Raw genomic sequence first — 22,648 nt, 5'->3', positions numbered from 1 at the left:
CGCAGGTTGGGGTGAGCCGCAGGCGAACCCCAACACGACCGCGCTCCTGCGTTTCGCGCTGTTGGGGTTCGCCTGCGGCTCACCCCAACCTACCCTCTGGGATGGATCAGCGCCGTGAGCACGTGGTCCTCCCACTCGCCGCCGATGCACAGATAGCGCTTCGCATAACCCTCGCGCTCGAAGCCCAGCCGCTCCAGCAGGCGCCCGCTGCGTTCGTTGCGCGGCATGTAGTTCGCCATCACGCGATGCAGCCCCAGCGGACCGAACGCCCAGGCCAGCCCGCTTTCCAGCGCTTCGCGCATCAGGCCCTGCCCCTGCCAGCGCTGCGCCACGGCGTAGCCGAGATGGCAGGCCTGGAACACGCCGCGCACCAGGTTGGCGAGATTGAACGTGCCGATCACTTCGCGCTCGTCGTGGCCGAGCACCAGGAAGGCGTAGCCGCGGTCGAGCCGGATCGCTTCGCGCCAGTCCGCGATGGTCTGCGCGCTATGGCCCAGCGTGTAGTAGCGCTCCTCGCGCAGCGGTTCCCACGGCGCCAGGTGCGCGCGGTTCTCCATGCGGAAACGCCACAGCGCGGCCGCATCCGCTTCGCTGGCGTGGCGGATGCGCGTGCGCGGCGTCAGCAGGATGGTCATGCCTCCAGCGCCCGCGCGTGGTGGCGCAGGTGGTCCTCGATCAGGCTGGCGATGAACCAGTAACTGTGGTCGTAGCCGGCGTGGCGGCGCAGCTGCAGCGCCTGGCCGGATTCGGCGCAGGCCTGGTCGAATAGTTCCGGGCGCAATTGCTCGGCCAGGAATTTATCCGCCTCGCCCTGGTCGATCAGGATCTCGCCGCCGAACGTGCGTTCGCGCACCAGCTCGCAGGCGTCGTACGCCGCCCACGCGGCGGGGTCTGCGCCGAGATAGCGCGGCAGCGCCTTGCGCCCCCACGGCACCTGGGTGGGCGCGACGATCGGCGCGAACGCCGACACCGAGCGATAGCGCTCGGGATGCTTCAGTGCGATGGTCAGCGCGCCATGCCCGCCCATCGAATGGCCGCAGATGCCGCTGCGTTCCAGCTCCACCGGAAAGTGCCGCGCCAGCAGCGCGGGCAGTTCGTCCGCCACATAGCTGTGCATGCGGAAGCGCGAGGACCACGGCGCCTGCGTGGCATCCACGTAGAAGCCTGCGCCTTCGCCGAACTCCCAGTCGCCGGTGGCGCCTTCGATGCCGGTATCGCGCGGGCTGGTATCCGGCATCACCAGCATCAGGCCCAGCTCCGCCGCGACGCGCTGCGCGCCGGCCTTGATGGTGGCGGTCTCCTCGGTGCAGGTCAGGCCGGCCAGGAAGTACAGCACCGGGCAGGCGCGCAAGGCGGCCTGCGGCGGCTGGTATACCGCGAAGCGCATCGGGCCGCCGCAGCTTGCCGACGAATGGCGGTAGAAGCCCTGTATGCCGTTGAAGCTGCGGTGTTCGGTAACGGTTTCGATCTCGGACATACGTCTTCCTTCATCCATCGCGTCGCGGCCACGCATGATAAGCAGAAGCCGCTCTCCCGCCGGCCTGATCAGAGTCGAATCTCAGCCGGGCGTCCTAGGCTCGTCATTCCGGCGCAGGCTGCAATGACGGGAAAAAACGGTACGGCGGAGTGCGGCGCCCCGCTCCGCCCGCACCCTCATCCGCCTGCCGGCACCTTCTCCCAATGGGAGAAGGGTTAGCCCCTGGGGCCTGAGGGCGGGGATTTCGGCGCCAAATCTGCACGGAATGGGCTTTTTGACCCTACATCCCGCAGCTCAGGCCAGCCAGGCTGCTACAATGCCTGCATTCTCACGCACGCGCGCCGCGCCTGCCCTGTCGAGGTTCCCCATGTCCTCCCCGTCCTCCGAATCCCAGCCGGCGGCCGCCGGCTTCGCTGCGCTCGCGCTCAAGCCGGAAGTGCTCAAGGCGCTGTCCGACGTCGGCTACGAGTCGCCGTCGCCGATCCAGGCCGCCACCATTCCGCCGCTGCTGGAAGGCCGCGACGTGCTGGGCCAGGCGCAGACCGGCACCGGCAAGACCGCCGCATTCGCGCTGCCGATCCTGTCGCGCATCGAACTCAAGCCCGGCAAGCCGCAGGCGCTGGTGCTGGCGCCCACGCGCGAGCTGGCCATCCAGGTGGCCGAAGCGTTCCAGCGCTATGCCGCGCACATGCCCGGCCTGCAGGTGCTGCCGATCTACGGCGGCCAGAGCTACGGCCCGCAGCTGCACGCGCTCAAGCGCGGCGTGCAGGTCGTGGTGGGCACGCCCGGCCGCGTCATCGACCATCTGGAACGCGGCACGCTGGACCTCTCCGAGCTCAGCTACCTGGTGCTGGACGAAGCCGACGAAATGCTGCGCATGGGCTTCATCGACGACGTCGAGAAGGTGCTCGAAGCCACCCCGCCGGAGCGCCGCGTGGCGCTGTTCTCGGCGACCATGCCGCCGCCGATCCGCAAGATCGCGCAGCGCCACCTGAAGGACCCGGTCGAGGTCACCATCAAGGCGGCCACCACCACCAATACCAATATCCGCCAGCGCTACTGGTTCGTCAGCGGCCTGCACAAGCTGGACGCGATGACGCGCATCCTCGAGGCCGAGCCGTTCGACGCGATGATCATCTTCGCGCGCACCAAGCAGGCCACCGAGGAACTGGCCGAGAAGCTGCAGGCGCGCGGTTTCGCCGCCGCCGCCATCAACGGCGACATCGCCCAGGCGCAGCGCGAGCGCGTGATCCAGCAGCTGAAGGAAGGCAAGCTCGACGTGCTCGTCGCCACCGACGTGGCCGCGCGCGGCCTGGACGTGGAGCGCATCAGCCACGTGCTGAACTACGACATCCCGTACGACACCGAAAGCTACGTGCACCGCGTCGGCCGCACCGGCCGCGCCGGGCGCAGCGGCGAGGCGATCCTGTTCGTCACGCCGCGCGAGAAGGGCATGCTGCGCGCGATCGAGCGCGCCACGCGCCAGCCGATCGAGGAAATGCGCCTGCCCACCGTCGAGGCGGTGAACGACGTGCGCATCGCCAAGTTCAAGCAGCGCATCAGCGACACGCTGGCGGTGGGCGAGCTGGGCATGTTCCAGCAGCTGATCGAGCAGTACGAGCAGGAGCACAACATCCCCGCGATCGAGATCGCCGCCGCGCTGGCGCGCATCGCCCAGGGCGACCAGCCGCTGCTGCTCAGCCCGCCGCCGAAGCGCGAGCAGGCGCCGCGCGAACAGGGCTTTCGAGAGCAGGGCTTTCGCGAGCAGTCCCCGCGCGAGCAGCGTGAACACCGCGAGGACCGCCACGGCGGCGAGCGCGAGCGCGCACCTCGCCAGCAGCGCGAACGCGACGGCGCGCCGCGCGAATTCGGCACGCGCCCCGTGCGCGCGCACCAGACCGAGCAGGGCAAGCGCACCTACCGCGTGGAAGTCGGCCACGAGCACGGCGTGAAGCCGGGCAACATCATCGGCGCCATCGCCAACGAGGCGGGCCTGGAAAGCCAGCACATCGGCCGCCTCAGCATCCGCAGCGAATACAGCCTGATCGACCTGCCCGACGGCATGCCCAAGGAAGTGTTCGAGCACCTGAAGAAGGTGTGGGTGGCGCAGCAGCAGCTGCGCATCCGCGAATGGGACGGCGACGACAGCGGCGCGGGCGAGGCCCCGCCGCGCCGTGCCGGCGGCGGTGGCGGTTATCGTCCGGGCGGCTTCAAGGGCGGCCAGGGCGGCCCCGGCGGCAAGCGCCCGGGCGGCGGCAAGCCGTTCAAGAAGCGCTGACTCTTCGGGCGTTGCGCATCGTTTCGCATGGGCGACCTTGGCTGCCCATCGTTTCACTTGAGCAACGCTTAGTCCGAATCGGCACGGCTACCGCCTGCCGACAGCGCCCATACTCTAGGACGGTCCCCCAGAGACCGTCCCCATGACCGCCCTCCCCAGCCTCTACATCTCCCACGGCTCGCCGATGACCGCCCTGCATCCGGGCCAGGTCGGCGAGCGCCTGGCCGAGCTGGCCCAGGCCATGCCGCGCCCGCGCGCCATCGTGATCGCCTCCGCCCACTGGCTGGCGCGCCAGCCCACCGTGGGCGGCGCGGCGCGGCCGGAAACCGTGCACGACTTCCATGGCTTCCCGCGCGAACTGTACGAACTGCGCTACCCCGCGCCGGGCGATCCGGCACTGGCCGCGCGCGCGGTGGAGCTGCTGGACCGCGCCGGCCTGCCTTCCATGCTCGACCCGCGCGAGGGCCTGGACCACGGCGCCTGGGTGCCGCTGCGCCTGCTCTATCCGAAGGCCGATATCCCGGTGGTGCCGCTGTCGATCCAGCCGCAGCTGGGGCCGCGCCACCAGTACGAGGTCGGCCGCGCGCTGGCGCCGCTGCGCGAAGAAGGCGTGCTGGTGATCGGCTCCGGCAGCATCACCCACAACCTGCACGATTTCCGCGCCGGTTTCAGCGAAGACAACGAAGCGCCTTACGTGCGCCCGTTCATCGGCTGGATCGAAGAAAAGCTCGCCGCCGGCGACGTCGACGCCCTGCTCGACTACCGCCGCCAGGCACCGTTCGCCGAACGCGCGCATCCCACCGACGAACACCTGCAGCCGCTGTTCCTGGCGCTCGGCGCCGCCGGTGCCGATGCCCGCGCCGAACGCATCGACGCGGGTATCGACCTGGGCTTCCTGGCGATGGATATCTACCGCTTCAGCGCACGATGATGGTGCCCACCATGTGCGGGTGGATCGAGCAGAAGTAGGCGTAGGTGCCGGGCTTGTCGAACACCGTCGCATAGGTCTCGTCGGTATCCATCGCCTTCGACGAGGCGAAGCGGTTGCCGGCGCTGACCACGATGTGCGGCTCGTCGTCGCGGTTGGTCCACACCACGCGCGTGCCCGCGCTCACCGTCAGCGCCTCCGGCACGAAGGCGAAATGCTTGATCTCGACCTTGGCCTGTGCCGGCTTGCCGGCGGCAGCCGCGGAACCCGCGCCCAGCGCCGCCACGCCCAGCGCCAGCGCCCGCCACCATGCGCGCGCGCCGCTCATGCCAGCACCTCCTCGGTCACCGCCAGCGCCTGCTTGCCGCGCACGTGGCTCACCTCACGCACGCCCAGGTACGTCTGCAGCGAGCCGGGCGCGATGTCTTTCAACGGCCCCGGTGCGTCGGCCTTGCCCGGCGCCGGTTGCGGATACGCGGTGGAGCGCGCGGTGTAGAAGGTGATCTTGCCTTCCACCTTCTGCTGGATCTGGTGGATGTGCCCGTTGAGCACGCTGACCGAACCGAAGCGGCGCAGGTAAGTCATGGCTTCGGCGCTGTCGTCGGTGCCCCAGCCCCATTGCGGATACACCGTCCACATCGGCATGTGCGCGAACACCACCACCGGCGTTTCCGCCGACAGGCCGGCCAGGTCTTGCTTCAGCCAGGCCAGCTGGTCCGCGCCCAGCGAACCGAAGCCGCCGGCCTTGAGGTTCAGCACATTGATCAGCCCGACGAAATGCACGCCGCGGTGGTCGAAGCTGTACCAGCCGCCGGACTGCTGGCGCTGGCCGAAGCGGCGGAAGAATTCCGCGCCGTTGTCGCCGATCACGTCGTGCTCGCCGGGCACGTAGAAGGTGTGCGGCGCCTTCGCTTCCTGCATCAGGCCGGACAGCGTGTCGAATTCCTCCGGCTTGGACAGGTGGGTGAGGTCGCCGGTATGCAGCAGGAAATCCGGCCTGGTCGAGCGTGCGTTGATCTTGGCCAGCGAGGCGCGCAGCGTGGCGGCCACGTCGGGGTTCGGTTCCTTGTGGAAGCCGATATGCGAATCGCTGATCTGCACGAAGCTGAAGCTGGCATCGGCCGCCTCGCCGCCGGCCAGGCCGTCCAGGGCATGCGCCTGCAGCACCCCGCCCTTCATCAGCCACAAGGTGCCGGCTCCGGCCCAGGCCATGCACTGCAGGAACTGGCGGCGGCCGTGCACCGCCTGGTCGTCTTGTTTGTCGTCGTGGTCTCGCATGGTGCGCTCCGAATGGACGGCCGGCTGGCCTGGTGGCCGGCATCGACACGACCCCGGCGATTCGCAATACCGGCGGCACGGGCGGCCTATTCCCGCTTTTCGGCGACGGGAATAAAGTCGCGCGCAGCCAGGTATAAGCCCCCATGACCACCGATGCGCCCCTGCCGCCGCACCGCGCCGAAGCCGCCGCCAACGCGCGCTTCCAGGCCCTGGTGCTGCCGTACCTGGACGCCGCCTACAACCTCGCCCACTGGCTGACCCGCAACGACGCCGATGCGCAAGACGTGGTGCAGGAAGCGATGGTGCGGGCGCTGCGCTATTTCGGCAGCTTCCACGGCGCCGATGCGCGGGTGTGGCTGCTGGCGATCGTGCGCAACACCTTCTACACGCTGCGCGCCAGGCACGCGCCGGAGCTTGCGCGCGATCCGCTGGACGATGACCACCATCCGCTGGTCGACCCCGGCCCGTCGCCGGAAAGCGTGGCCCTGCTGGCGGTGGACGTGGGCGCCCTGCAGGAAGCGCTGGCGCGCCTGCCGGAAACCTGGCGCGAGGTGCTGGTGCTGCGGGAGTTGGAAGAGTGTTCGTACAAGGAAATCGCCGCCATCACCGGCCACAAGATGGGCACGGTGATGTCGCGGCTGGCGCGGGCGCGCGAGAAACTGCGCGAAGAACTCACGCATCGACCGAAAGAGGGGCGCCGCCATGACCTGCGATGAGTCGCGCCTGCTGCTGCACGCTTATCTCGACGACGAACTGGACGCCGCGCAAAGCTTGGACATGGAACGCCACGTCGCCGCCTGCCCCGCCTGTGCCGCCGCGCAGCGCGAGCACGAGCGCCTGCGCAAGGCGCTGGCCCAGCCCGAGCTGTACCGCCGCGCGCCGGAGGCGCTGCGGCGCCAGTGGGAGGCGCCGCCCGCCGTCGCCGCCACGCCGCGCCGCCGCCGCCCGCTGGCCCTGGCTGCCGCGGCCGGCTTTGCCGGCGCCCTGCTGCTGTCGGCGCCGGCCTGGCTGTGGCTGGCGCGGCCCGGTGCGGCGCCGGCCGCGCTGGTCGACGAGGCGATCTCCGGCCATCTGCGCTCGCTGCAGCCGCAGCACCTGATGGACGTGGTCTCCACCGACCAGCACACGGTCAAGCCCTGGTTCGAGGGCAAGCTGGATTTCGCGCCGCGGGTGAAGGAACTGGCCGGGGAAGGCTTCCCGCTGGCCGGCGGACGGCTGGATGCGATCGGCGGACGCAGCGTCGCGGCCCTGGTGTATCGCCGCCGCATGCACGCGATCAACCTGTACCAGTGGCCGGCGGACGGCGCGGATACTCCGCAGTCGATCGCGCAGCGGCACGGCTATACGGTGATCGACTGGCGCCAGGGCGGCATGCGCTTCCTGGCGGTGTCGGACCTCAACGAAGGTGAGCTGAAGCAGTTCGCGCTGGCGTTCGATAACACGGCGCATTGAATCGTCAGTGCGCCGCGCCGGCTCATGCCGTCCGCGGCTCCGCCCAGTCCGCCAGCGTCAGCGGCGCCAGCCCATACGCCGCCCGTGCCTTGTCGCACTGCGCGCTGGGCGTGCCGAACTCCCACGCCGGAATCACCTCCCGGCACACCGACGGCCGCTGCGTGTAGATACCGCAATGCACCGCTTCGCCCACCGCGCCCTGCAGCGCCACGCAATGCGGCTGGCGCGCCTGGGTGCCGCGCATGGCCAGGCGGTGCGGGTCGATCTGCTCGGTCAGTTCGGACGGCACCGCGCCGCCCATGAAGGACTCGGCCTCGGACCAGTGGAAAGCCACGCGGAAGTGGGCACAGCAGGCGCCGCAGCGCTGGCACGGATGGCTCATCGCGGTTGACCGAAGCGCACCCCCTGGCGCGCGGCGGCGGGATTGTGCACGGGCCTGCTGGCCCGGGGGAATATGACGTAGGTTGGGGTGAGCGCCAGCGAACCCCAACGCTGCGATCGCCTGCGGGGTCTGTTGGGGTTCGCCTTCGGCTCACCCCAACCTATGGCTCGCTCCCAGCCCTCAGGGCTCGCCGGCGAAGGTGTTGCAGGCGCCGACCTTGCCGCTCTCGAAACCGGTGCGGAACCACTTCACGCGCTGGGCCGAGGTGCCGTGGGTGAAGGAGTCCGGTACCACGCGGCCGCGCGCCTGCTGCTGCAGGGCGTCGTCGCCGATCTTGCTGGCCGCGTTGAGCGCCGATTCGATATCGCCCGCCTGCAGCCAGTGCAGGCGTTCCTGGCTGTGATACGCCCACACGCCGGCGAAGCAGTCGGCCTGCAGTTCCTGGCGTACCGACAGGCCGTCCGCGCCTTCCATGCGCGCGCCCTGCCGGCGCGCCTGCTCGGCGCGGTCGAACACGCCCAGCAGGTTCTGCACGTGGTGGCCGACTTCGTGCGCGATCACATAGGCGCGGGCGAAGTCGCCGGCGGCGTGGAAGCGGTCCTGCAGTTCCTGGAAGAAGGCCAGGTCCAGGTACACCTTCTGGTCGCCGGGGCAGTAGAACGGGCCCACCGCGGTGGATGCCGCGCCGCAGGCGGTGTTCACGCCGCCGTTGAACAGCACCAGCCGCGGCTGCGTGTACTGCTTGCCGTTGGCTGCGAAGATGTCGCCCCAGGTCTTCTCGGTGGAACCGAGGATCGCGCTGACGAAGTCCTTCTGCTGCGGATCCACCTGCGCCGGCTGCCCGCTGGGCGCGGCGACCTGGCCGCCGCCCTGGTCCACCTGGCTGAGCAGGGCGGTGGGGTCCTTGAAGAACACCATGCCGAGGATGGCCAGGATCACGATGCCGCCTATACCCAAGCCACGCCCGCCGCCGAAGCGCGGGCCGCCACCACCGCCGCTGTCGACGTCGACGTTCTGACTGCGTTCGCCTTTCTGCCAATCCATGTGAGTGCCTTGTCTGCCGTGGGCTCGCCGCGGACGATAACCCCATGGGCGCGCCCACGCCACGTAGGTTGGGGTGATAACCCCAACAACCGGTGCGGTCAGCGGTGATGTGATGTTGGGGTTCGCTATGCTCACCCCAACCTGCGCCGAGCCTTTTCGAGGAATCCATGTTCCAGCACCTCCCTGCCGTGGTCGTCCTGCTTACCGTGCTGCTCCAGTGCGGCACCGCCTACGCCGTGGGCCGCGCCCGTGCGCTGTACGGCGTGAAGGCGCCCGCCACCAGCGGGCATCCGCTGTTCGAGCGCGCCTTCCGCGTACAGATGAATACGCTGGAATCGACCCTGATGTTCCTGCCCGCGCTGTGGCTGGCCGCCACCTACGGCGCGCCGCTGTGGAGCGGCATCGCCGGGCTGGTGTGGGTGCTCGGGCGCGTGTGGTACGCGGTGGGTTATCTGCGCGATCCGGCCAGGCGCGAAGGCGGCTTCATCGTGGCGGCGGTCGGCCTGCTGGCCGTGCTGGGGATGGGCGCGATCGGCCTGGGCAAGGCGCTGCTGCTGGGCTGAGCCTCAGTCCGCAGGCGTCACGCGCAACCGCTCGATGCGCGCGCCGTCCATCGCCACCACGTCGAAACGCAGCCCTTCGCTGTCCAGGCTGTCGCCTTCGCGCGGCAGCCGGCCCAGCTGCTGCAGCACGTAGCCGGCCAGGGTGGAGAAGCTGCCGTCGCCGCTCAGCGTGCGGTCCAGCAGATGCTCGGCGCGGCGCAGGTCCAGGCTGCCGTCCAGCAGCCAGGCGCCGCTGGTTTCCTGCATGGCGGAAGGGTCGCCGCTGTCCCCGCCGGGGAATTCGCCGGCGATGGTTTCCAGCACGTCGGTGGGCGTGACCAGGCCGAGCACGCTGCCGTATTCGTCCACCACCAGGGCCACCTGCAGCGGCGAGTGGCGGAAGGCGTCGATCAGGCGCAGCACGCTGAGCGACTCCAGCACCGTGAGCGGCTTGCGCACCACCTGTTCGGCCTCGATGCGGCCATGTTCCAGCAGGCTGGCCAGCAGGTCGCGCGCGGAGGCCACGCCGACCAGCTGGTCGAGGTCGTCGCCCGCCACCGGCAGCCACGCATGCGAGGACGCGGTCAGTTCCGCGCGCAGCGTCTCGGCGCTTTCGCGCGGATCGACCCAGTTGATCTCGGTGCGCGGGGTCATGATCGAGCGCACCGGACGATGCGCCAGGTCGAGCACGCCGCGCACCATCGCCAGCTCGTCCTTGCCGAACACGCCCATGCCCGCGTCGGCGGCCGCATCGGCGGCCTTGGGCACGTCTTCCTCTTCCTCGCCGCCGGCGCCGAGCAGGCGCAGCACCGCGCGCGCGGTGCGGTCGCGCAGCTTGCGCGGGCTGCTGAACAGCGCGCGCCGGCGGTTGCGCCGCATGGTCTGGTTGAACACCTCGATCATGATCGAGAAGCCGATCGCGGCGTACAGATAGCCCTTCGGAATGTGGAAGCCCAAGCCTTCCGCGACCAGGCTGAAGCCGATCATCAGCAGGAAGGACAGGCACAGGATCACCACCGTCGGCCGCGCGTTGACGAAGGCGGTGAGCGGCTTGCTGGCGCTGATCATCAGGATCATCGCCACGATCACCGCGATCATCATCACCGACAGCTGGTCGACCATGCCGACCGCGGTGATCACCGAGTCCAGCGAGAACACCGCGTCCAGCACCACGATCTGCGTCACCACCAGCCAGAAGCGGGCATGCGCGCGGTTGCCGCCTTCGTGGCCTTCGCCGCCCTCGAGGCGCTCGTGCAATTCCAGCGTGGCCTTGAACAGCAGGAACAGGCCGCCGACCAGCAGGATGATGTCGCGCCACGACAGCGTGAAGCTCTGCCAGGAGACGATCGGCTCGGTCAGCTTGACCAGCCAGGACATCGCGCCCAGCAGCACCAGCCGCATCGCCAGCGCCAGGCCCAGGCCCATCAGGCGCGCCCGGTCGCGCTGCTGCGGCGGCAGCTTGTCGGCCAGGATCGCGATGAACACGAGGTTGTCGATACCCAGCACGATCTCCAGCACCACCAGGGTGAGGAGACCGGCCCAGGCAGTGGGGTCGGCCAGCCAATCGAATGCGAACATGGGTCGGCGCCTGGACGCCTGCTTCCTCCGTATGAACCTCGCCACTATACAGGCCGTATCCGCAGCGACCATGACGAAGGGCAGGATTGCGCGGCCGCGGCGGCGGCGATTAGCGTGGGCGCGTCGGCAACGGTCAGGGAGATGGGGAAGGGCCAGGCCTGGACTTCGGGCTTGCAGCCACGCCACCCGCACAGGATGAACCCGATGGAAGCTCCCCGCCTCGACTCCGCCTTCACGCCCGCCGCGCCCAGCTTGTGGGCCGCGCTGGGCCTGATCGCGCTGTACTTCCTGCTGCAATACCTGGTGGGCGCGGTGGTGGGGCTGCTGGTCGGGCTGACCGTCGGCCTGCTGCACGGCTTCCGCCATGGCGAGGCGCTGGCGCAAATCCAGCAGTGGCTGGTGCAGCCGGACGTCAACGCGCTGATGGTGATCCTCACCCTGCTGATCACCGCCAGCGTGACCCTGCTGCTGGCGCGCCGCCGCTGGCCCGCGCTATGGCCGCTGCCGGCGCCACCCGGCTTCGGTTTCGCCGCGCCCGCGCAGCCCGGCTATTACGCGCTGGCCTTCGCGCTCGGCCTGATGCTGCCGTTTCTCGGCGGCCTGCTCACGCAGTGGTTCGCGCAGGGCCACGAAGTGAGCCAGGACATCAAGCAGCTCGGCGCCGCCGCCTCGCCCCTGCTGCGCTTTCCGCTGGCCCTGCTGGTGGTGACGGTGGGTCCGCTGGTGGAAGAACTGCTGTTCCGCGGCGTGCTGTTTTCGTCAGCGCTGCGCTACGCGCCGCCGGGCGTGGCGATGTTCATCACCGCCGCGCTGTTCGCCTGCGTGCACCTGCCGGACCTCGGCTTCCTCTGGTACGCCCTGCCCAACCTGCTGGTGCTGGGCATGGTGCTGGCGTGGCTGCGGCTGGCTTCGGGTTCGGTGTGGCCGGCGGTGCTGGCGCATGGCGTCAACAATGCGCTGGCAGTGGTGTCGTGGTTCCTGGTGACCGGGTCGTAAATCGTAGGTTGGGGTGAGCCGCAGGCGAACCCCAACGTTGCGTTGCGCTCGAATGTGGCGGTGTTGGGGTTCGCCTGCGGCTCACCCCAACCTGCGCCGCTACGCCACGCCGAAACGCCGCAGCAGGCGCGCGGTCTCGAACACCGGCAGGCCCATCACGCCGGTGTAGCTGCCTTCCAGATGCTCGATCAGCGTGGCACCCAGGCCCTGGATCGCATACGCGCCGGCGCGGCCGAACGGTTCGCCGCTGGCGACGTAGGCGGCGATGTCTTCGTCGCTGAGCGCGGCGAAGCGCACGCGGGAAATGCTGGTAGCGCTTTCCGCGCGCTCGCCCTGCACGGCCCACACCACCGAGATGGTTTCGTGCGTGCGGCCGGACAGGCGGCGCAGCATGGCGCCGGCGTCGGCGGCGTCGGCGGGCTTGCCGAAGACTTCGTCGTCGAGCACCACTTCGGTGTCCGCGCTCAGTACCAGCGCATCCTGCGGCAGCCCCGCGCGGCCCGCCTGCGCCTTGTCGCGCGCGACGCGGCTGACGTAGTCCAGCGGCGATTCGCCGGGCGCGCGGCGTTCCGGCACGTCCACATCCACCGGCTGGAACGCCACGCCGATCTGCTCCAGCAGCTGGCGGCGGCGCGGCGATTGCGAGGCGAGATAAAGCATCGGGGTTCCTTTCACAGCGTGAGGTGGTACTCGCGGAAGCCCTGCTCCAGCTCCCAGCCCATCGATTCGTACAAGCGCTGCGCCGCCACATTGTCGTTGGCGGTGGACAGCGACATGCCGGCCACGCCCATCGCGCGCGCATGCGCGGTAGCCGCGTGCAGCAGCGCGGCGGCCACGCCGAAGCGGCGCCTGGCGGGCGTGACGAACAGATCGTTGAGCAGATAGCGGCGCGTGGCGCGCACCGAGGAAAACAGCGGATAGAGCTGGGTAAAGCCCACGCCCTCGCCGTCCGCTTCATTCAAGGCCAGCAGGATCACCGACTCCGCATGCTGGAAACGCTCGGCCAGGAAGCGGCGCGACAGCGCGAGATCGGCCGGCTGCGCATAGAACTGGCGATACGCGTCGAACAGCGGCGCGACAACGTCGAGATCATGGATGGTGGCCTGCCGCACGATGATGGACATGGAATGACCCGCCGCGGGAAAAGTGCGGCGAGCATAGCAAGGCCGCACGCTCGAACAGCACGGTCAGGCGCGGTGGTAGGGATGCCCCGCCAGCAAGGTGGTGGCGCGATACAGCTGCTCCGCCAGCACCAGCCGCACCAGCATGTGCGGCAAGGTGAGCGGACCGAGCGACCAGCTCTGGTCCGCACGCGCCAGCACCTCCGGCGCATGGCCGTCCGGCCCGCCGATCAGGAATGCGAGATCGCGGCCGGACATGCGCCACTTCGCCAGCTGGGCGGCGAGTTCCTCGCTGGACCAGGTCTTGCCGCGCCCGTCCAGCGCAATCACGTGGATGTCGCGCGGCAGCGCCGCAAGGATGGCGGCGCCTTCGTCCTGGATCGCGCGCGCGTCGTCGCGCCCCTTGCCGCGCACACCGGGCTTGAGCTCGACCAGCTCCAGCGGCAGCTCGTGCGAAAGGCGCTTGCGGTATTCGGCGAAGCCCTCGGCGACCCAGGCGGGCATGCGTTCGCCGACGGCGATCAGGCGGGCGCGCATAAGCGGAAGACCATCGGGAAAAAAGAGGTGACGAAGCTATGGCGCGCACCGTCGCCGGTGCCGCGCGGAGCCAACCTGGCGCGGGCGCTCAGCCCGCGCCGACGGCCTGGCTGTCCTGCTCGCGGTCGCCCACGGTCCACAGCCGCTCGAGGCCGTAGAACTCGCGGATGCGCGGCAGCATCACGTGGACGATCACGTCGCCCAGGTCCACCAGGACCCATTCGGCTTCCTGCTCGCCTTCCACGCCGATCGGCATCACGCCCGCCTTCTTGGCGAACTTGACCACTTCGTCGGCAATGGATTTGACGTGGCGCGCGGAAGTGCCGGAGGCGATGACCAGCAGGTCGGCGATGGAGGTTTTGCCGCGGACGTCGATTTCGCGGATGTCCTTGGCTTTCAGTTCTTCAAGCGCGTCGATGACGTGCTTGCGGAGGGTGGCGGTGTCGGCCGCCTTGTTGCGCTGGGAAGTCTGACTCAAGTGGGCGTGCCCTCGATGCGGATCGGCGCGCCCCACGCATTGGGCGGAGGCGCGGGCGCAGTATACCGCCCCGCCCGGGAAGCCGCGTCAAGCCTGGGGTTTGCCCTAGTCGAAGGCACGCCGCGCCTGGGCGTACTCGTCCATCAGCACGGCGACCAGTTCCGCGGCCGGCATGGCGCGCGACAGCCCGGCACCCTGCCCGCACCATTCGTTGGTGAGGTCGGCGCGCCCCGCGGCGACCGCCGCCTTGCGCAGCGGCGAGGTCAGCGCGTTGGTCACCGGATAAGCCGGCAGGCCGGCCGCGATGCCTGCCATGGCCTTTACGTACGTGTTGCGCAGACCGCGCGCGGCGCGGCCGGAAAAGGTAGTGATGGTGGTGACCTCGTGCTCGGCCGAGGCCGGCAGGTCGCGCTTCCAGCCCTCCGCCGCGCCGCATTCCGGGCAGGCCAGGAAGGCGGTGCCGAGCTGGCTGGCGGCGGCGCCCAGCACTTCGGCGGCGAGCATGCCGCGCCCGTCCATGATGCCGCCCGCGGCGATCAGCGGGATCTTCACCGCGCGCCGGGCCAGCGGCAGCAGGGCGAACAGGCCGATCATGCCGTCCTGCGCGTCGTGCAGGAACGTGCCGCGATGGCCGCCGGCTTCCGCGCTCTGCAGGCTCACCGCGTCGGCGCCGCGTTCTTCCCAGGCGCGCGCCTCGTCCACCGTGGTGGCGGTGCCCACCACCACGATGCCGAGCTGCTTGAGCTGGCGCACCTGCGCCACGCTGAGCAGGTCGAAGGCGAAGCTGGCCACCGCGGGGCGCGCCTCGCACAGCGCGGCGAACTGGTCGTGGAAGGACGGCGCCCAGCGCGCGGGAATCGCGGTGCGCACGGCCAGGCCTTCGCGCTCCATCAAGGCGTCGAGCGCGCGGCGCGCATGATCGACCGCCGCCATGTCCACCTCGAAGCTTTCCGGCAGCACGAACAGGTTGAGCCCGAACGGCTTGTCGCTGAGCGTGCGCACTTCGTCGGCCTGGTCGAGGATGGCCTGCGGTTCCAGATAACCCGCGCCCAGCGAACCCAGCGCGCCCGCATTGGACACTGCGGCGGCCAGGGCCGGCGTGGTGGAGCCGGACATCGGCGCCTGGATCAGCGGATGCTCGATGCCGAGCCGCGCGACGAAGGAGGGAGCCATGGCGTTTCTCCGCAAAGCGAAACCCGCGTATTACACCATGGAAAACACGACGGCCCCCGCTGTTGCCAGCGGAGGCCGTGGTTAAAAACGCTACGGTTCGATCAGTGCGAACGATTTATCAATGCGAGCTGCTGGCCGCAGCCGGCTCGGCCGCTTTTTTATGGCCTTTCTTGTGATGCGGCTTGGCCGCGGCGTCGGACTTCATCGAATCGCCGGAGCTCATCGAGTCGTTGGACTTCATGTCGTTGGACTTCATGGAGTCTTTCTTCATATGCATGTCGGACTTCATCGCCGAGGACGAAGACGACGCGGGGGTGGTTTCCTGCGCGCTGGCCTGGCCGATGCCGACAGCGAGTGCGAGAGAAAGACCGAGGACGGCGTAACGGGAAACTTTCATGGATGCGTACTCCTTAAGTCGGTGAATGTCGTGCGGCGCGAACCGCGCTTCCCCAAAACTTTTGAAGATGTCGCTCAACTCAACTGCTGTCGAAAGAGCCGGGGCGGCCCCCCTCCCGGGCCGCCCCGGCGGTACCGCTGCCGGCATCGACCGGCGGCGGGCTCGCTGCGTCTGTGGCGGGTCGGTGCACAACGGCCCCGCGCGAGACGCCGCGGCAGCGCCCCCTCCAGCGCCGCCGACGCGGGCTAGCCTAGCTCGACGGCTCACACGAGCTTCGCGAAAAAAAACCGCGCTGTTCAGCGTCAATACCGTCTCGCGGCGTGTCTGCGCACGGCGTGTTGCGATGCGCAGAGCGGGGCTCGATCCGGAGCAAACCAACATGGCCGGGACAGCCACCGGCGCGAACACCGCTGCAATGGGCTTTCGCGTTCTGCTCGCCCCGATGCGGCGGAATGGCGGCCGAACGCCTGGCGCATTCAGCGTTGCGACGCACCAGAGAAACGAAAGTTTCTGCGTCTTTCGCGAACCTGACGATCCGCGTGAAGAAAAACTCAGCGCGAACGCAGCAGGCGCCCGCCCATGGCGGCATTGACGGCGATCACCGCCACCACGGCCAGCGCATGGGTGAGCAGATCCGAGGCCGCCGCGTCGAACTCGTGGCAGATCTCCAGCAGGCTGGCGGAGGCCGCCGCGCTGGCCAGCCCGATCAGTACGGCGGTGAGCACCGGCCGTAGCGGGCAGGCGCGGCGCAGCAGCCAGATCAGCAGCGCCGACAGCGGCACCGAGAAGGCGATGATGAATTGCAGGCAGCCGATCGGCTGATGCGGCCCGGCCACCACGGTGCCCGGCGCGATCCAGTCGCGCAGGCAGCCCAGTCCGCTGGCCCCCACCCACAGCAGCGCCGGCGCAACCGGCAGCCAGGCCCAGCGCGCGCTGCGCCCCGGCACGCCGAGCGCGAACGCGGCCCAGGCGGCGGTGGCCGCGGTGAGCACCGCGCCGACGCCGGCCCAGGCCAGATCCGGCGCGCCCGCCCAGCGGCGCAGCATGCCGCCGCTGCCGTAGTGCACGAACAGCACCGCCGCGATGGCCGCCACCACCAGCAGCCACCCGGCCGCGCGCCGCCACGGCGGCGGCAGGCGGCGCACCGGCACCAGCTCGGCGCCGAGCGCGTCGATCAGGCGGTGGTGGTTGCTCGGTTCGGACATGGTGCTCAGGAGTCTCCGTGGAAGCGGTTGCGCAGCGCCTTCAGCGCGCGATGCAGGTTGACCTTCAGCGCGCCGGCATTGCGGCCGGTGTGCTCGGCCGCCTCGGCCAGCGAGCGTTCGCGCAGGGCCAGCTGTTCCACCGCCTCGCGCTGGCCCGGCGGCAAGGTGGCGATGGCCGCGCGCAGGCGCCGTGCCTCCTGCTCGCGTTCGGTGTCGCGCGCGGCGTCGGCGTGGTCGGTCTGCATGTCGAGCACCTGCTCGTCGTGCAGCTCGCGGCGGTCGCGGCGGCCGTGGCTGCGCAGCGCATCGATGGCGCGGCGCGAGGCGATGGCGGTGATCCAGGCGTCGTACGAACGCGACGGATCGTAGGTGTGGCGCACCCGGTGCACGGTGAGCAGGGTTTCCTGCACCACGTCGTCGATGTTGTCGGTGGCCACGCCCTGCCGCCGCGCGGCGGCGCGGATCAGCGGCAGCGAATCGGCCAGCACGCGCTCGTAGGCGCGGCGGTCGCCGGCCTGCGCGGCCGCCATCCACGCGGCGCGGCGCTGGTCGGCTTCCTGCTGGGCGCTGGCGGGGGTAGCGGACAAGGCGGCGCGTGGATCCGGACGGCGGAATACGCCATCTAGACCCAAGGCGCCGTCCGCGGTCAAGCTCGCATGCATGGCCGGCTCGCGGCTGGGGGTTCCGCCGTTATTCGCGCGAAGCCTGCGCAGGGTTACCCGCAGTGAAAAATCTCCCTGCGAGGTAACTCTCCCGCGTTCCATTCCGAATAGCCCATCAACCTGCTTGCGGACTTCCTTCCATGCTCGTGCTCATCCTGGCCTATCTCGGCGGCGTGCTGACCATCCTCAGCCCGTGCATCCTGCCGGTGCTGCCCTTCGTGTTCGCCCGCGCCGACCGCCCGTTCCTGCGCAACGGCCTGCCGATGCTGCTGGGCATGGCGCTGACCTTCGCCCTGGTCGCCACGCTGGCCGCGGTCGGCGGCGGCTGGGCGGTGCGCGCCAACCAGTACGGGCGCTGGGTGGCCCTGGTGGTGCTGGCGGTGCTGGGCCTCACCTTGCTGTCGCCGCGCGTGGCCGAATGGATCGCGCGCCCGTTCGTGGCGCTGGGCAATCGCCTGACGCAGCGCGCGGACCGCGACGAAGGCTCGGCGCTGTCCGCCGCCGGCCTGGGCGTCGCCACCGGCCTGCTGTGGGCGCCGTGCGCCGGTCCGATCCTGGGCCTGCTGCTCACCGGCGCCGCGCTCAACGGCGCCAGCGTACAGACCACCCTGCTGCTGCTCACCTATTCGGCCGGCGCGGCCACGTCGCTGGCGCTGGCGCTGCTGGTCGGCGGCAAGGTGTTCGCGCTGATGAAGCGCTCGCTCGGTGCCGGCGAATGGGTGCGGCGCGTGCTCGGTGTGCTGGTGCTGGCCGGCGTGGCGGCGATCGGCTTGGGACTGGATACCGGCGTGCTTACCCGCGTGTCGCTGGCGAGCACCGGCGGCATCGAGCAGAAGCTGGTCGACGCCGTGACGCCGCCGCCCGCGCCGCAGCCGGAACGCAAGGCCGGCGAAGCGCTGCCGGTGGAAGGCGAACTGCCTTCGCTGGCCGGCGCCACCGCCTGGATCAACAGCGCGCCGCTCACCACGGCCTCGCTGCGCGGCAAGGTGGTGCTGGTGGATTTCTGGACCTACTCCTGCATCAACTGCATCCGCGCCCTGCCCTACGTGCGCGCCTGGGCCGACAAGTACAAGGACCACGGCCTGGTGATACTCGGTGTGCACGCGCCGGAGTTCGCCTTCGAGAAAGACCTGGGCAATGTGCAGCGCGCGGTGAAGGACCTGGGCGTGGATTATCCGGTCGCGCTGGATAACGACTACGCGATCTGGCAGGGCTTCAACAACCGCTACTGGCCCGCGCATTACTTCATCGACACGCAGGGCCGTATCCGCCACCACCATTTCGGCGAAGGCGGCTATGCGCAGAGCGAGGACGTGATCCGCCAGCTGCTTACCGAAGCGGGCCAGAAAGACTTGCCCACCGGCTATGTGCAGCCCGATGCCAAGGGCGCCGAAGCCGCCGATTCGAAAGCCGCCGACCGCTCGCCGGAAACCTACGTGGGCTATGCGCGCGCGCAGAACTTCGTCGGCGGCCCGCTGATCCGCAACGACCGCGAGACCTACCGCGTGCCCGCCACGCTGCGCGCCAATCAATGGTCGTTCGGCGGCGACTGGACCGTAGCCTCCGAAGACGCGCAGCTCGCCGCGGCCGGCGGCCGCATCGTCTACCGCTTCCGCGGCCGCGACCTGCACCTGGTGCTGGGCCCCGGCGCCGACGGCAAGCCCGTGCGCTTCCGCGTGCGCATCGACGGCCAGGCCCCCGGCGCCGACCACGGCATGGACACCGACGCCGGCGGCAACGGCACCGTCACCACGCAACGCCTGTACCAGCTGGTGCGCCAGGCACAAGGCACCGGCGAGCGCCAGTTCGAGATCGAGTTCCTCGATCCGAACGTACGCGCCTACGCCTTCACTTTCGGTTGATCGCTTCGATCCCCCCGTCGAGGTTCCCCATGAGCACCCGCACGATCCGCCAACTGCAAAACGACCAGCGCCGCTCCTTCCTCCGCCTCCTGGCGCTCGGCGGCGGCGCCGCCGCCCTCGGCACCCTGCTCTGGCCCCGCGGCCCCTCTCCGATCGCCACTGCCTCCGCCGCGCCCACCGCCACCGGCAAAGACCTCCTGCTCGAATGCTTCGCCGACACCGACGGCCGCCACCTCGGCCCCTGCCACGTGCAGAAGCTGGTGCTCACCGACACGCAATGGCGCCAACGCCTCTCCGCCGACGCCTTCGACGTGATGCGCCGCGAAGCCACCGAGCGTCCCTTCAGCGGCCAACACTGGAACCTGCACGCCAAAGGCCTGTTCCGCTGCCCCGGCTGCGACACGGCATTGTTCGACGCCTCCACCAAATTCGACTCCGGCACCGGCTGGCCAAGCTTCTGGCAACCGATCGCCAAGGCGAACATCATCGAGAGCAACGACTACAGCCTCGGCATGGTACGCACCAAGGTGAATTGCGCCGGGTGCGATAGCCATCTCGGCCATGTATTCACCGACGGCCCGCGCCCCACCGGCCTTCGTTACTGCATGAATTCAGTGGCGCTGAGGTTTGTGCCGCGCGGGGCTTGAGGTTATTCGAGCGTCACGCTCCGCCCGGCCCCTCACCCTGCCCTCTCCCCGGAGGGGAGAGGGAGAAGTGTGGTGGTGGTGCATACAGGAACGAAGAGCAATAGCTGGCCCCAGTCACTGAAAGTCCTCTCGGCCACGGCACGTTGAAGCACCCGCTACGTAAACGCACTGTGGTTTCGTGTAGACCCAGGTTAATCAAGTTACCGCAGCCGTCCACTGCTCCTTCTAGTCGCGTCGCGAGCAGAGGCTCTTAGGCCATTTCTCTTTGGTTACTTTCTCTTTGGGCCAGCAAAGAGAAAGTGACCCGGGCGCCGGCAGGCGTCCGGAATGCCCGCTGCATAAGCGGCCAGTTCGCGATAACGCGAAAACCAGGCAATACCGCTACTGGATCCCGGCCTACGCCGGGATGACGATCAAGAGCGATAAGGCGCCAGCAACGCGGGATCTTCGAACAGCCCACAAGGCAGCAAATAGCGCGGATCGCGCCCCGCCGCCAACAACTCCCGAATCCGAGTCGCAGAAATCTCAATCGGCGTCACCGCCAACTCAATCACCCGCCCCGCAGGCCGCACATGCAACTCAGAAACGTCGTCGGTACGACGCCCCCCCATCTCCGCCCACAACGCATGCGGCAACTCCGGCTCAACACCCGGCCGACTCAACACCCCGAGATGCGCCACATCGAACAGTTCGCGCCAGCGATGCCACCCAGGCAACCCCGCAAACGCGTCAACGCCCAGTAACAACACCAGCGGCCGCGCGCCAACCTCAGCGCGCAACTCACACAAGGTGTCATAGGTATAAGACGGCCCATCGCGCCGCAACTCGCGCGCATCCACCGCCAGGCGATCCTGCCCCCGCAACGCGGCATCCAGCATCGCCACCCGCTGCTCCGCACTCGCCAACGGCGCTGCCTTATGCGGCGGCACATTCGCCGGCATCAGCCGCACCTCGGCATCGAGCAGCTCCGCAGCCTCCCAGGCCACACTCAGATGCCCCAGATGCACCGGATCGAAAGTGCCGCCAAACAGCGCCAGGGGCTTCATGCGAGCGCGCTGGCAGCCCGCGGCTCGGCGATCGCGGCGATCAGGCGCTCGGCCTCCAGCCAGGCATCGCCCGCCTCGCGTCCCTTGGCGATGCGGTCGATCCGCGCCGCCCGCGCCAGGCACTGCAGCCAATGCTCCCGCGGCGCGCGCCGCAGCGCCTTGCGGAACAGCTGCTCGCGCGCCGGCCACAGCCGCTCCGCGCGCGCCTGCGCGGCGAAATCGCGTGCATTGGCCAGGCGCAGCGCCAGCTGCAATTGATTCACCAGCCAGCCCATCAGCGCGATCAGCTCGTCGCCTTCGGCGCGCAGGCCGGCCAGGATGTGCAGCGCGCGCCCGCCGTCGCCGGCGAACGCCGCATCGGTGAGCTTGAACGCGTCGTAGCGCGCGCTGTCGGCCACCAGATGCTCCATCTCGGTGGCGTCGATGCGCGCACCGCCGCCCTCGCCGCGCAGCACGGCGAGCTTGTCGATCTCCTGCGCGGCGGCCAGCAGGTTGCCTTCCACGCGCTCGGCCAGCAGCGCGGCAGCGTCGGGCGTGGCGCTGAGGCCGCGCGAGGACAGCCGCGCGCCGACCCAGGCCGCCCATTCGTGCGGCTTGGGCGCGTTGAACACCACCAGCGCACCGGCGGCGTCCAGGTTCCTGGTCCAGGCGCCTTCGTGCTTGCTGCTCCACTCGGTGGCGGTGATCAGCAGGGTCACGTCCGGCGGCGGCTTGGCGCAGAACTCGTTGATGGCCTTGGCGCCCTCGGTGCCGGGACGGCCGGTGGGCAGGCGCAGGTCGAGCAGGCGGCGCGTGGCGAACAGCGACATGCCGGCGGCGGAACGTGCGAGGTCGTCCCAGTCGAAATGATTACCGACGTCGAGCACTTCGCGCTCGGCATAGCCCAGGCGGCGCGCCTGCGCGCGCAGCGCGTCGGCGGCTTCCAGCACCAGCAGCTCCTCGCCCGCCAGCAGGTACACCGGCCGCAGGCTGTCGCCCGCCAGCGCCTTCTGCCACTGGGCGGCATTCAGCGGCATCGGATTACGGCGCGGACGAGGCGGACGCCGGCGCGACCGTGCCGCCGCCGTGCTTCTGCAGCGCCTGCAGGCGGAACAGGATGGCCTGCACCATGTCGTCGTTGAGGCTGCGCTGGATCTCTTCCACCTGCGCCGTGGTGCCCACGGTATTGGTGGCGTCGTAGCTGAATTCGCGCGACATGCTGATGTTCTGCGCCGGCAGCAGCACCTGGCCGGTGCCGTCGTTCAATTGGAACTGCACCTGGTAGCGCACGGCGTATTCGGTGACGCGCGCATAGCCGCTGACGGTCAGCGTCTCGGTGCTGAAGGTGGCCAGCGGCACGCGCAGTTCGGCGATGCCGGCGCCCGGCTTGTCTTCCACCGTGGCGCCGGAGGCCTCCAGCGCACGGGCCAGGTCGCGCTGCAGGTCGAGGCCGCCGTTCACCGTCAGGTGCACGCGCTGCATCGCGGACGGCAGCGCGGCGCTCTGGCGGAGATGAAAGCCGCACGCCGACAGCGCGAGGGCAGACACCAGCAACAGCGAGGCTTTCAAGATGCGGCTCATGGATT

26 protein-coding genes are annotated in these 22,648 nt (G+C 69.6%); 8 read left to right on the top strand and 18 right to left on the bottom strand.

All coding sequences use genetic code 11. The features are described 5' to 3' along the window. Positions 1-89: 89 nt before the first annotated feature. Together rimJ and fghA are read right to left on the bottom strand one after the other, a co-directional pair. The gene (gene rimJ, locus ISN75_RS05830) at positions 90-635 is read right to left on the bottom strand and encodes a ribosomal protein S5-alanine N-acetyltransferase (protein WP_343821918.1); all 546 of its coding nucleotides are present in this window, start codon (positions 633-635) and stop codon (positions 90-92) included. Beyond that, positions 632-1,477: an S-formylglutathione hydrolase gene (fghA, locus tag ISN75_RS05825; protein WP_343821921.1), complete on the bottom strand. Its 846-nt coding sequence runs from the start codon at positions 1,475-1,477 to the stop codon at positions 632-634. The genes rimJ and fghA overlap by 4 nt, the downstream gene beginning before the upstream one ends. A gap of 367 nt (positions 1,478-1,844) precedes the next feature. On the opposite strand from fghA, the gene ISN75_RS05820 reads away from it, so the two are divergent. Next, a complete protein-coding gene (locus ISN75_RS05820; protein ID WP_343821923.1) occupies positions 1,845-3,755 on the top strand; it encodes a DEAD/DEAH box helicase in 1,911 nt (636 codons plus the stop codon). Positions 3,756-3,897: 142 nt separating this feature from the next. Then, positions 3,898-4,686: a class III extradiol ring-cleavage dioxygenase gene (locus ISN75_RS05815; RefSeq protein ID WP_343821925.1), complete on the top strand. Its 789-nt coding sequence runs from the start codon at positions 3,898-3,900 to the stop codon at positions 4,684-4,686. On the opposite strand, the gene ISN75_RS05810 is transcribed toward ISN75_RS05815, so the two are convergent. Beyond that, positions 4,673-5,011, bottom strand: a complete 339-nt coding sequence (locus ISN75_RS05810; RefSeq protein WP_167257996.1) for a cupredoxin domain-containing protein — start codon at positions 5,009-5,011, stop codon at positions 4,673-4,675. The genes ISN75_RS05815 and ISN75_RS05810 overlap by 14 nt on opposite strands. Beyond that, complete coding sequence (locus tag ISN75_RS05805) at positions 5,008-5,961, bottom strand: metallophosphoesterase family protein (protein WP_343821928.1); 954 nt, start codon at positions 5,959-5,961, stop codon at positions 5,008-5,010. The genes ISN75_RS05810 and ISN75_RS05805 overlap by 4 nt, the downstream gene beginning before the upstream one ends. 143 nt (positions 5,962-6,104) lie before the next feature. Between ISN75_RS05805 and ISN75_RS05800 the strand changes: the two genes are divergently transcribed. Together ISN75_RS05800 and ISN75_RS05795 are read left to right on the top strand one after the other, a co-directional pair. Beyond that, a complete protein-coding gene (locus ISN75_RS05800) occupies positions 6,105-6,677 on the top strand; it encodes a sigma-70 family RNA polymerase sigma factor (protein ID WP_343821931.1) in 573 nt (190 codons plus the stop codon). Next, positions 6,664-7,413 carry an anti-sigma factor family protein gene (locus ISN75_RS05795; protein ID WP_423385136.1) on the top strand — a complete coding sequence of 250 codons (750 nt, stop codon included), beginning with the start codon at positions 6,664-6,666 and terminating at the stop codon, positions 7,411-7,413. Before ISN75_RS05800 ends, ISN75_RS05795 begins: the two co-directional genes overlap by 14 nt. Before the next feature lie 22 nt (positions 7,414-7,435). On the opposite strand, the gene ISN75_RS05790 is transcribed toward ISN75_RS05795, so the two are convergent. Further along, complete coding sequence (locus ISN75_RS05790) at positions 7,436-7,795, bottom strand: YkgJ family cysteine cluster protein (protein ID WP_167257988.1); 360 nt, start codon at positions 7,793-7,795, stop codon at positions 7,436-7,438. A 180-nt stretch (positions 7,796-7,975) separates the two neighbouring features. Then, a complete protein-coding gene (gene ypfJ / locus ISN75_RS05785) occupies positions 7,976-8,839 on the bottom strand; it encodes a KPN_02809 family neutral zinc metallopeptidase (RefSeq protein WP_167257987.1) in 864 nt (287 codons plus the stop codon). Between the two features lie 167 nt (positions 8,840-9,006). Between ypfJ and ISN75_RS05780 the strand changes: the two genes are divergently transcribed. Continuing rightward, on the top strand, positions 9,007-9,402 hold the full coding sequence (locus ISN75_RS05780) for an MAPEG family protein (RefSeq protein ID WP_167257985.1): 396 nt from the start codon (positions 9,007-9,009) through the stop codon (positions 9,400-9,402). Between the two features lie 3 nt (positions 9,403-9,405). Here ISN75_RS05780 and ISN75_RS05775 read toward each other — a convergent pair whose 3' ends face one another. Continuing rightward, positions 9,406-10,959, bottom strand: a complete 1,554-nt coding sequence (locus ISN75_RS05775; protein WP_167257983.1) for a TerC family protein — start codon at positions 10,957-10,959, stop codon at positions 9,406-9,408. 204 nt (positions 10,960-11,163) lie between these two features. Here ISN75_RS05775 and ISN75_RS05770 point away from each other — a divergent pair, with 204 nt between their 5' ends. Further along, positions 11,164-11,955 carry a type II CAAX endopeptidase family protein gene (locus ISN75_RS05770; RefSeq protein ID WP_343821417.1) on the top strand — a complete coding sequence of 264 codons (792 nt, stop codon included), beginning with the start codon at positions 11,164-11,166 and terminating at the stop codon, positions 11,953-11,955. 99 nt (positions 11,956-12,054) lie between these two features. On the opposite strand, the gene ISN75_RS05765 is transcribed toward ISN75_RS05770, so the two are convergent. The 8 genes from ISN75_RS05765 to ISN75_RS05730 form a co-directional block, all read right to left on the bottom strand. Next, on the bottom strand, positions 12,055-12,615 hold the full coding sequence (locus ISN75_RS05765) for a Maf family protein (RefSeq protein ID WP_343821418.1): 561 nt from the start codon (positions 12,613-12,615) through the stop codon (positions 12,055-12,057). An 11-nt stretch (positions 12,616-12,626) separates the two neighbouring features. Further along, the gene (locus ISN75_RS05760) at positions 12,627-13,079 is read right to left on the bottom strand and encodes a GNAT family N-acetyltransferase (protein ID WP_343821420.1); all 453 of its coding nucleotides are present in this window, start codon (positions 13,077-13,079) and stop codon (positions 12,627-12,629) included. 63 nt (positions 13,080-13,142) lie between these two features. Beyond that, positions 13,143-13,613: a 23S rRNA (pseudouridine(1915)-N(3))-methyltransferase RlmH gene (rlmH, locus tag ISN75_RS05755; RefSeq protein WP_167257975.1), complete on the bottom strand. Its 471-nt coding sequence runs from the start codon at positions 13,611-13,613 to the stop codon at positions 13,143-13,145. 88 nt (positions 13,614-13,701) lie between these two features. Further along, complete coding sequence (gene rsfS / locus ISN75_RS05750; RefSeq protein ID WP_167257973.1) at positions 13,702-14,091, bottom strand: ribosome silencing factor; 390 nt, start codon at positions 14,089-14,091, stop codon at positions 13,702-13,704. Positions 14,092-14,196: 105 nt separating this feature from the next. Further along, on the bottom strand, positions 14,197-15,264 hold the full coding sequence (locus ISN75_RS05745; protein WP_167257971.1) for an NAD(P)H-dependent flavin oxidoreductase: 1,068 nt from the start codon (positions 15,262-15,264) through the stop codon (positions 14,197-14,199). Positions 15,265-15,382: 118 nt separating this feature from the next. Beyond that, on the bottom strand, positions 15,383-15,661 hold the full coding sequence (locus ISN75_RS05740) for a hypothetical protein (protein WP_167257969.1): 279 nt from the start codon (positions 15,659-15,661) through the stop codon (positions 15,383-15,385). Between the two features lie 551 nt (positions 15,662-16,212). After that, positions 16,213-16,866, bottom strand: coding sequence for an NrsF family protein (locus tag ISN75_RS05735; RefSeq protein ID WP_168649450.1), 654 nt, complete (start codon positions 16,864-16,866; stop codon positions 16,213-16,215). A gap of 5 nt (positions 16,867-16,871) precedes the next feature. Continuing rightward, positions 16,872-17,396, bottom strand: a complete 525-nt coding sequence (locus ISN75_RS05730; protein ID WP_246866831.1) for a sigma-70 family RNA polymerase sigma factor — start codon at positions 17,394-17,396, stop codon at positions 16,872-16,874. Between the two features lie 272 nt (positions 17,397-17,668). Between ISN75_RS05730 and ISN75_RS05725 the strand changes: the two genes are divergently transcribed. Then, entirely contained in the window at positions 17,669-19,390 is a 1,722-nt protein-coding gene (locus ISN75_RS05725; RefSeq protein WP_343821424.1) for a cytochrome c biogenesis protein DipZ, read from the top strand. A gap of 29 nt (positions 19,391-19,419) precedes the next feature. Continuing rightward, positions 19,420-20,037, top strand: coding sequence for a peptide-methionine (R)-S-oxide reductase MsrB (gene msrB / locus ISN75_RS05720; protein WP_343821426.1), 618 nt, complete (start codon positions 19,420-19,422; stop codon positions 20,035-20,037). Between the two features lie 413 nt (positions 20,038-20,450). Here msrB and nadD read toward each other — a convergent pair whose 3' ends face one another. The 3 genes from nadD to lptE are packed head-to-tail and all read right to left on the bottom strand — an operon-like array spanning position 20,451 to position 22,643. Then, positions 20,451-21,083 (bottom strand): nicotinate-nucleotide adenylyltransferase, encoded by a 633-nt coding sequence (gene nadD, locus ISN75_RS05715; RefSeq protein ID WP_343821427.1) that lies wholly within the window; start codon positions 21,081-21,083, stop codon positions 20,451-20,453. Further along, entirely contained in the window at positions 21,080-22,099 is a 1,020-nt protein-coding gene (holA, locus tag ISN75_RS05710) for a DNA polymerase III subunit delta (RefSeq protein WP_168649454.1), read from the bottom strand. Before holA ends, nadD begins: the two co-directional genes overlap by 4 nt. Before the next feature lie 4 nt (positions 22,100-22,103). After that, positions 22,104-22,643: an LPS assembly lipoprotein LptE gene (gene lptE / locus ISN75_RS05705; protein ID WP_167258741.1), complete on the bottom strand. Its 540-nt coding sequence runs from the start codon at positions 22,641-22,643 to the stop codon at positions 22,104-22,106. Between the last annotated feature and the right edge of the window lie 5 nt (positions 22,644-22,648).

It is taken from the genome of Dyella marensis, from assembly GCF_049532885.1.
Classification (GTDB): domain Bacteria; phylum Pseudomonadota; class Gammaproteobacteria; order Xanthomonadales; family Rhodanobacteraceae; genus Dyella_D; species Dyella_D marensis.
The sequence above is the reverse complement of the archived record's forward strand: the minus strand, read 5'-3'. Positions and strand labels throughout refer to the sequence as shown.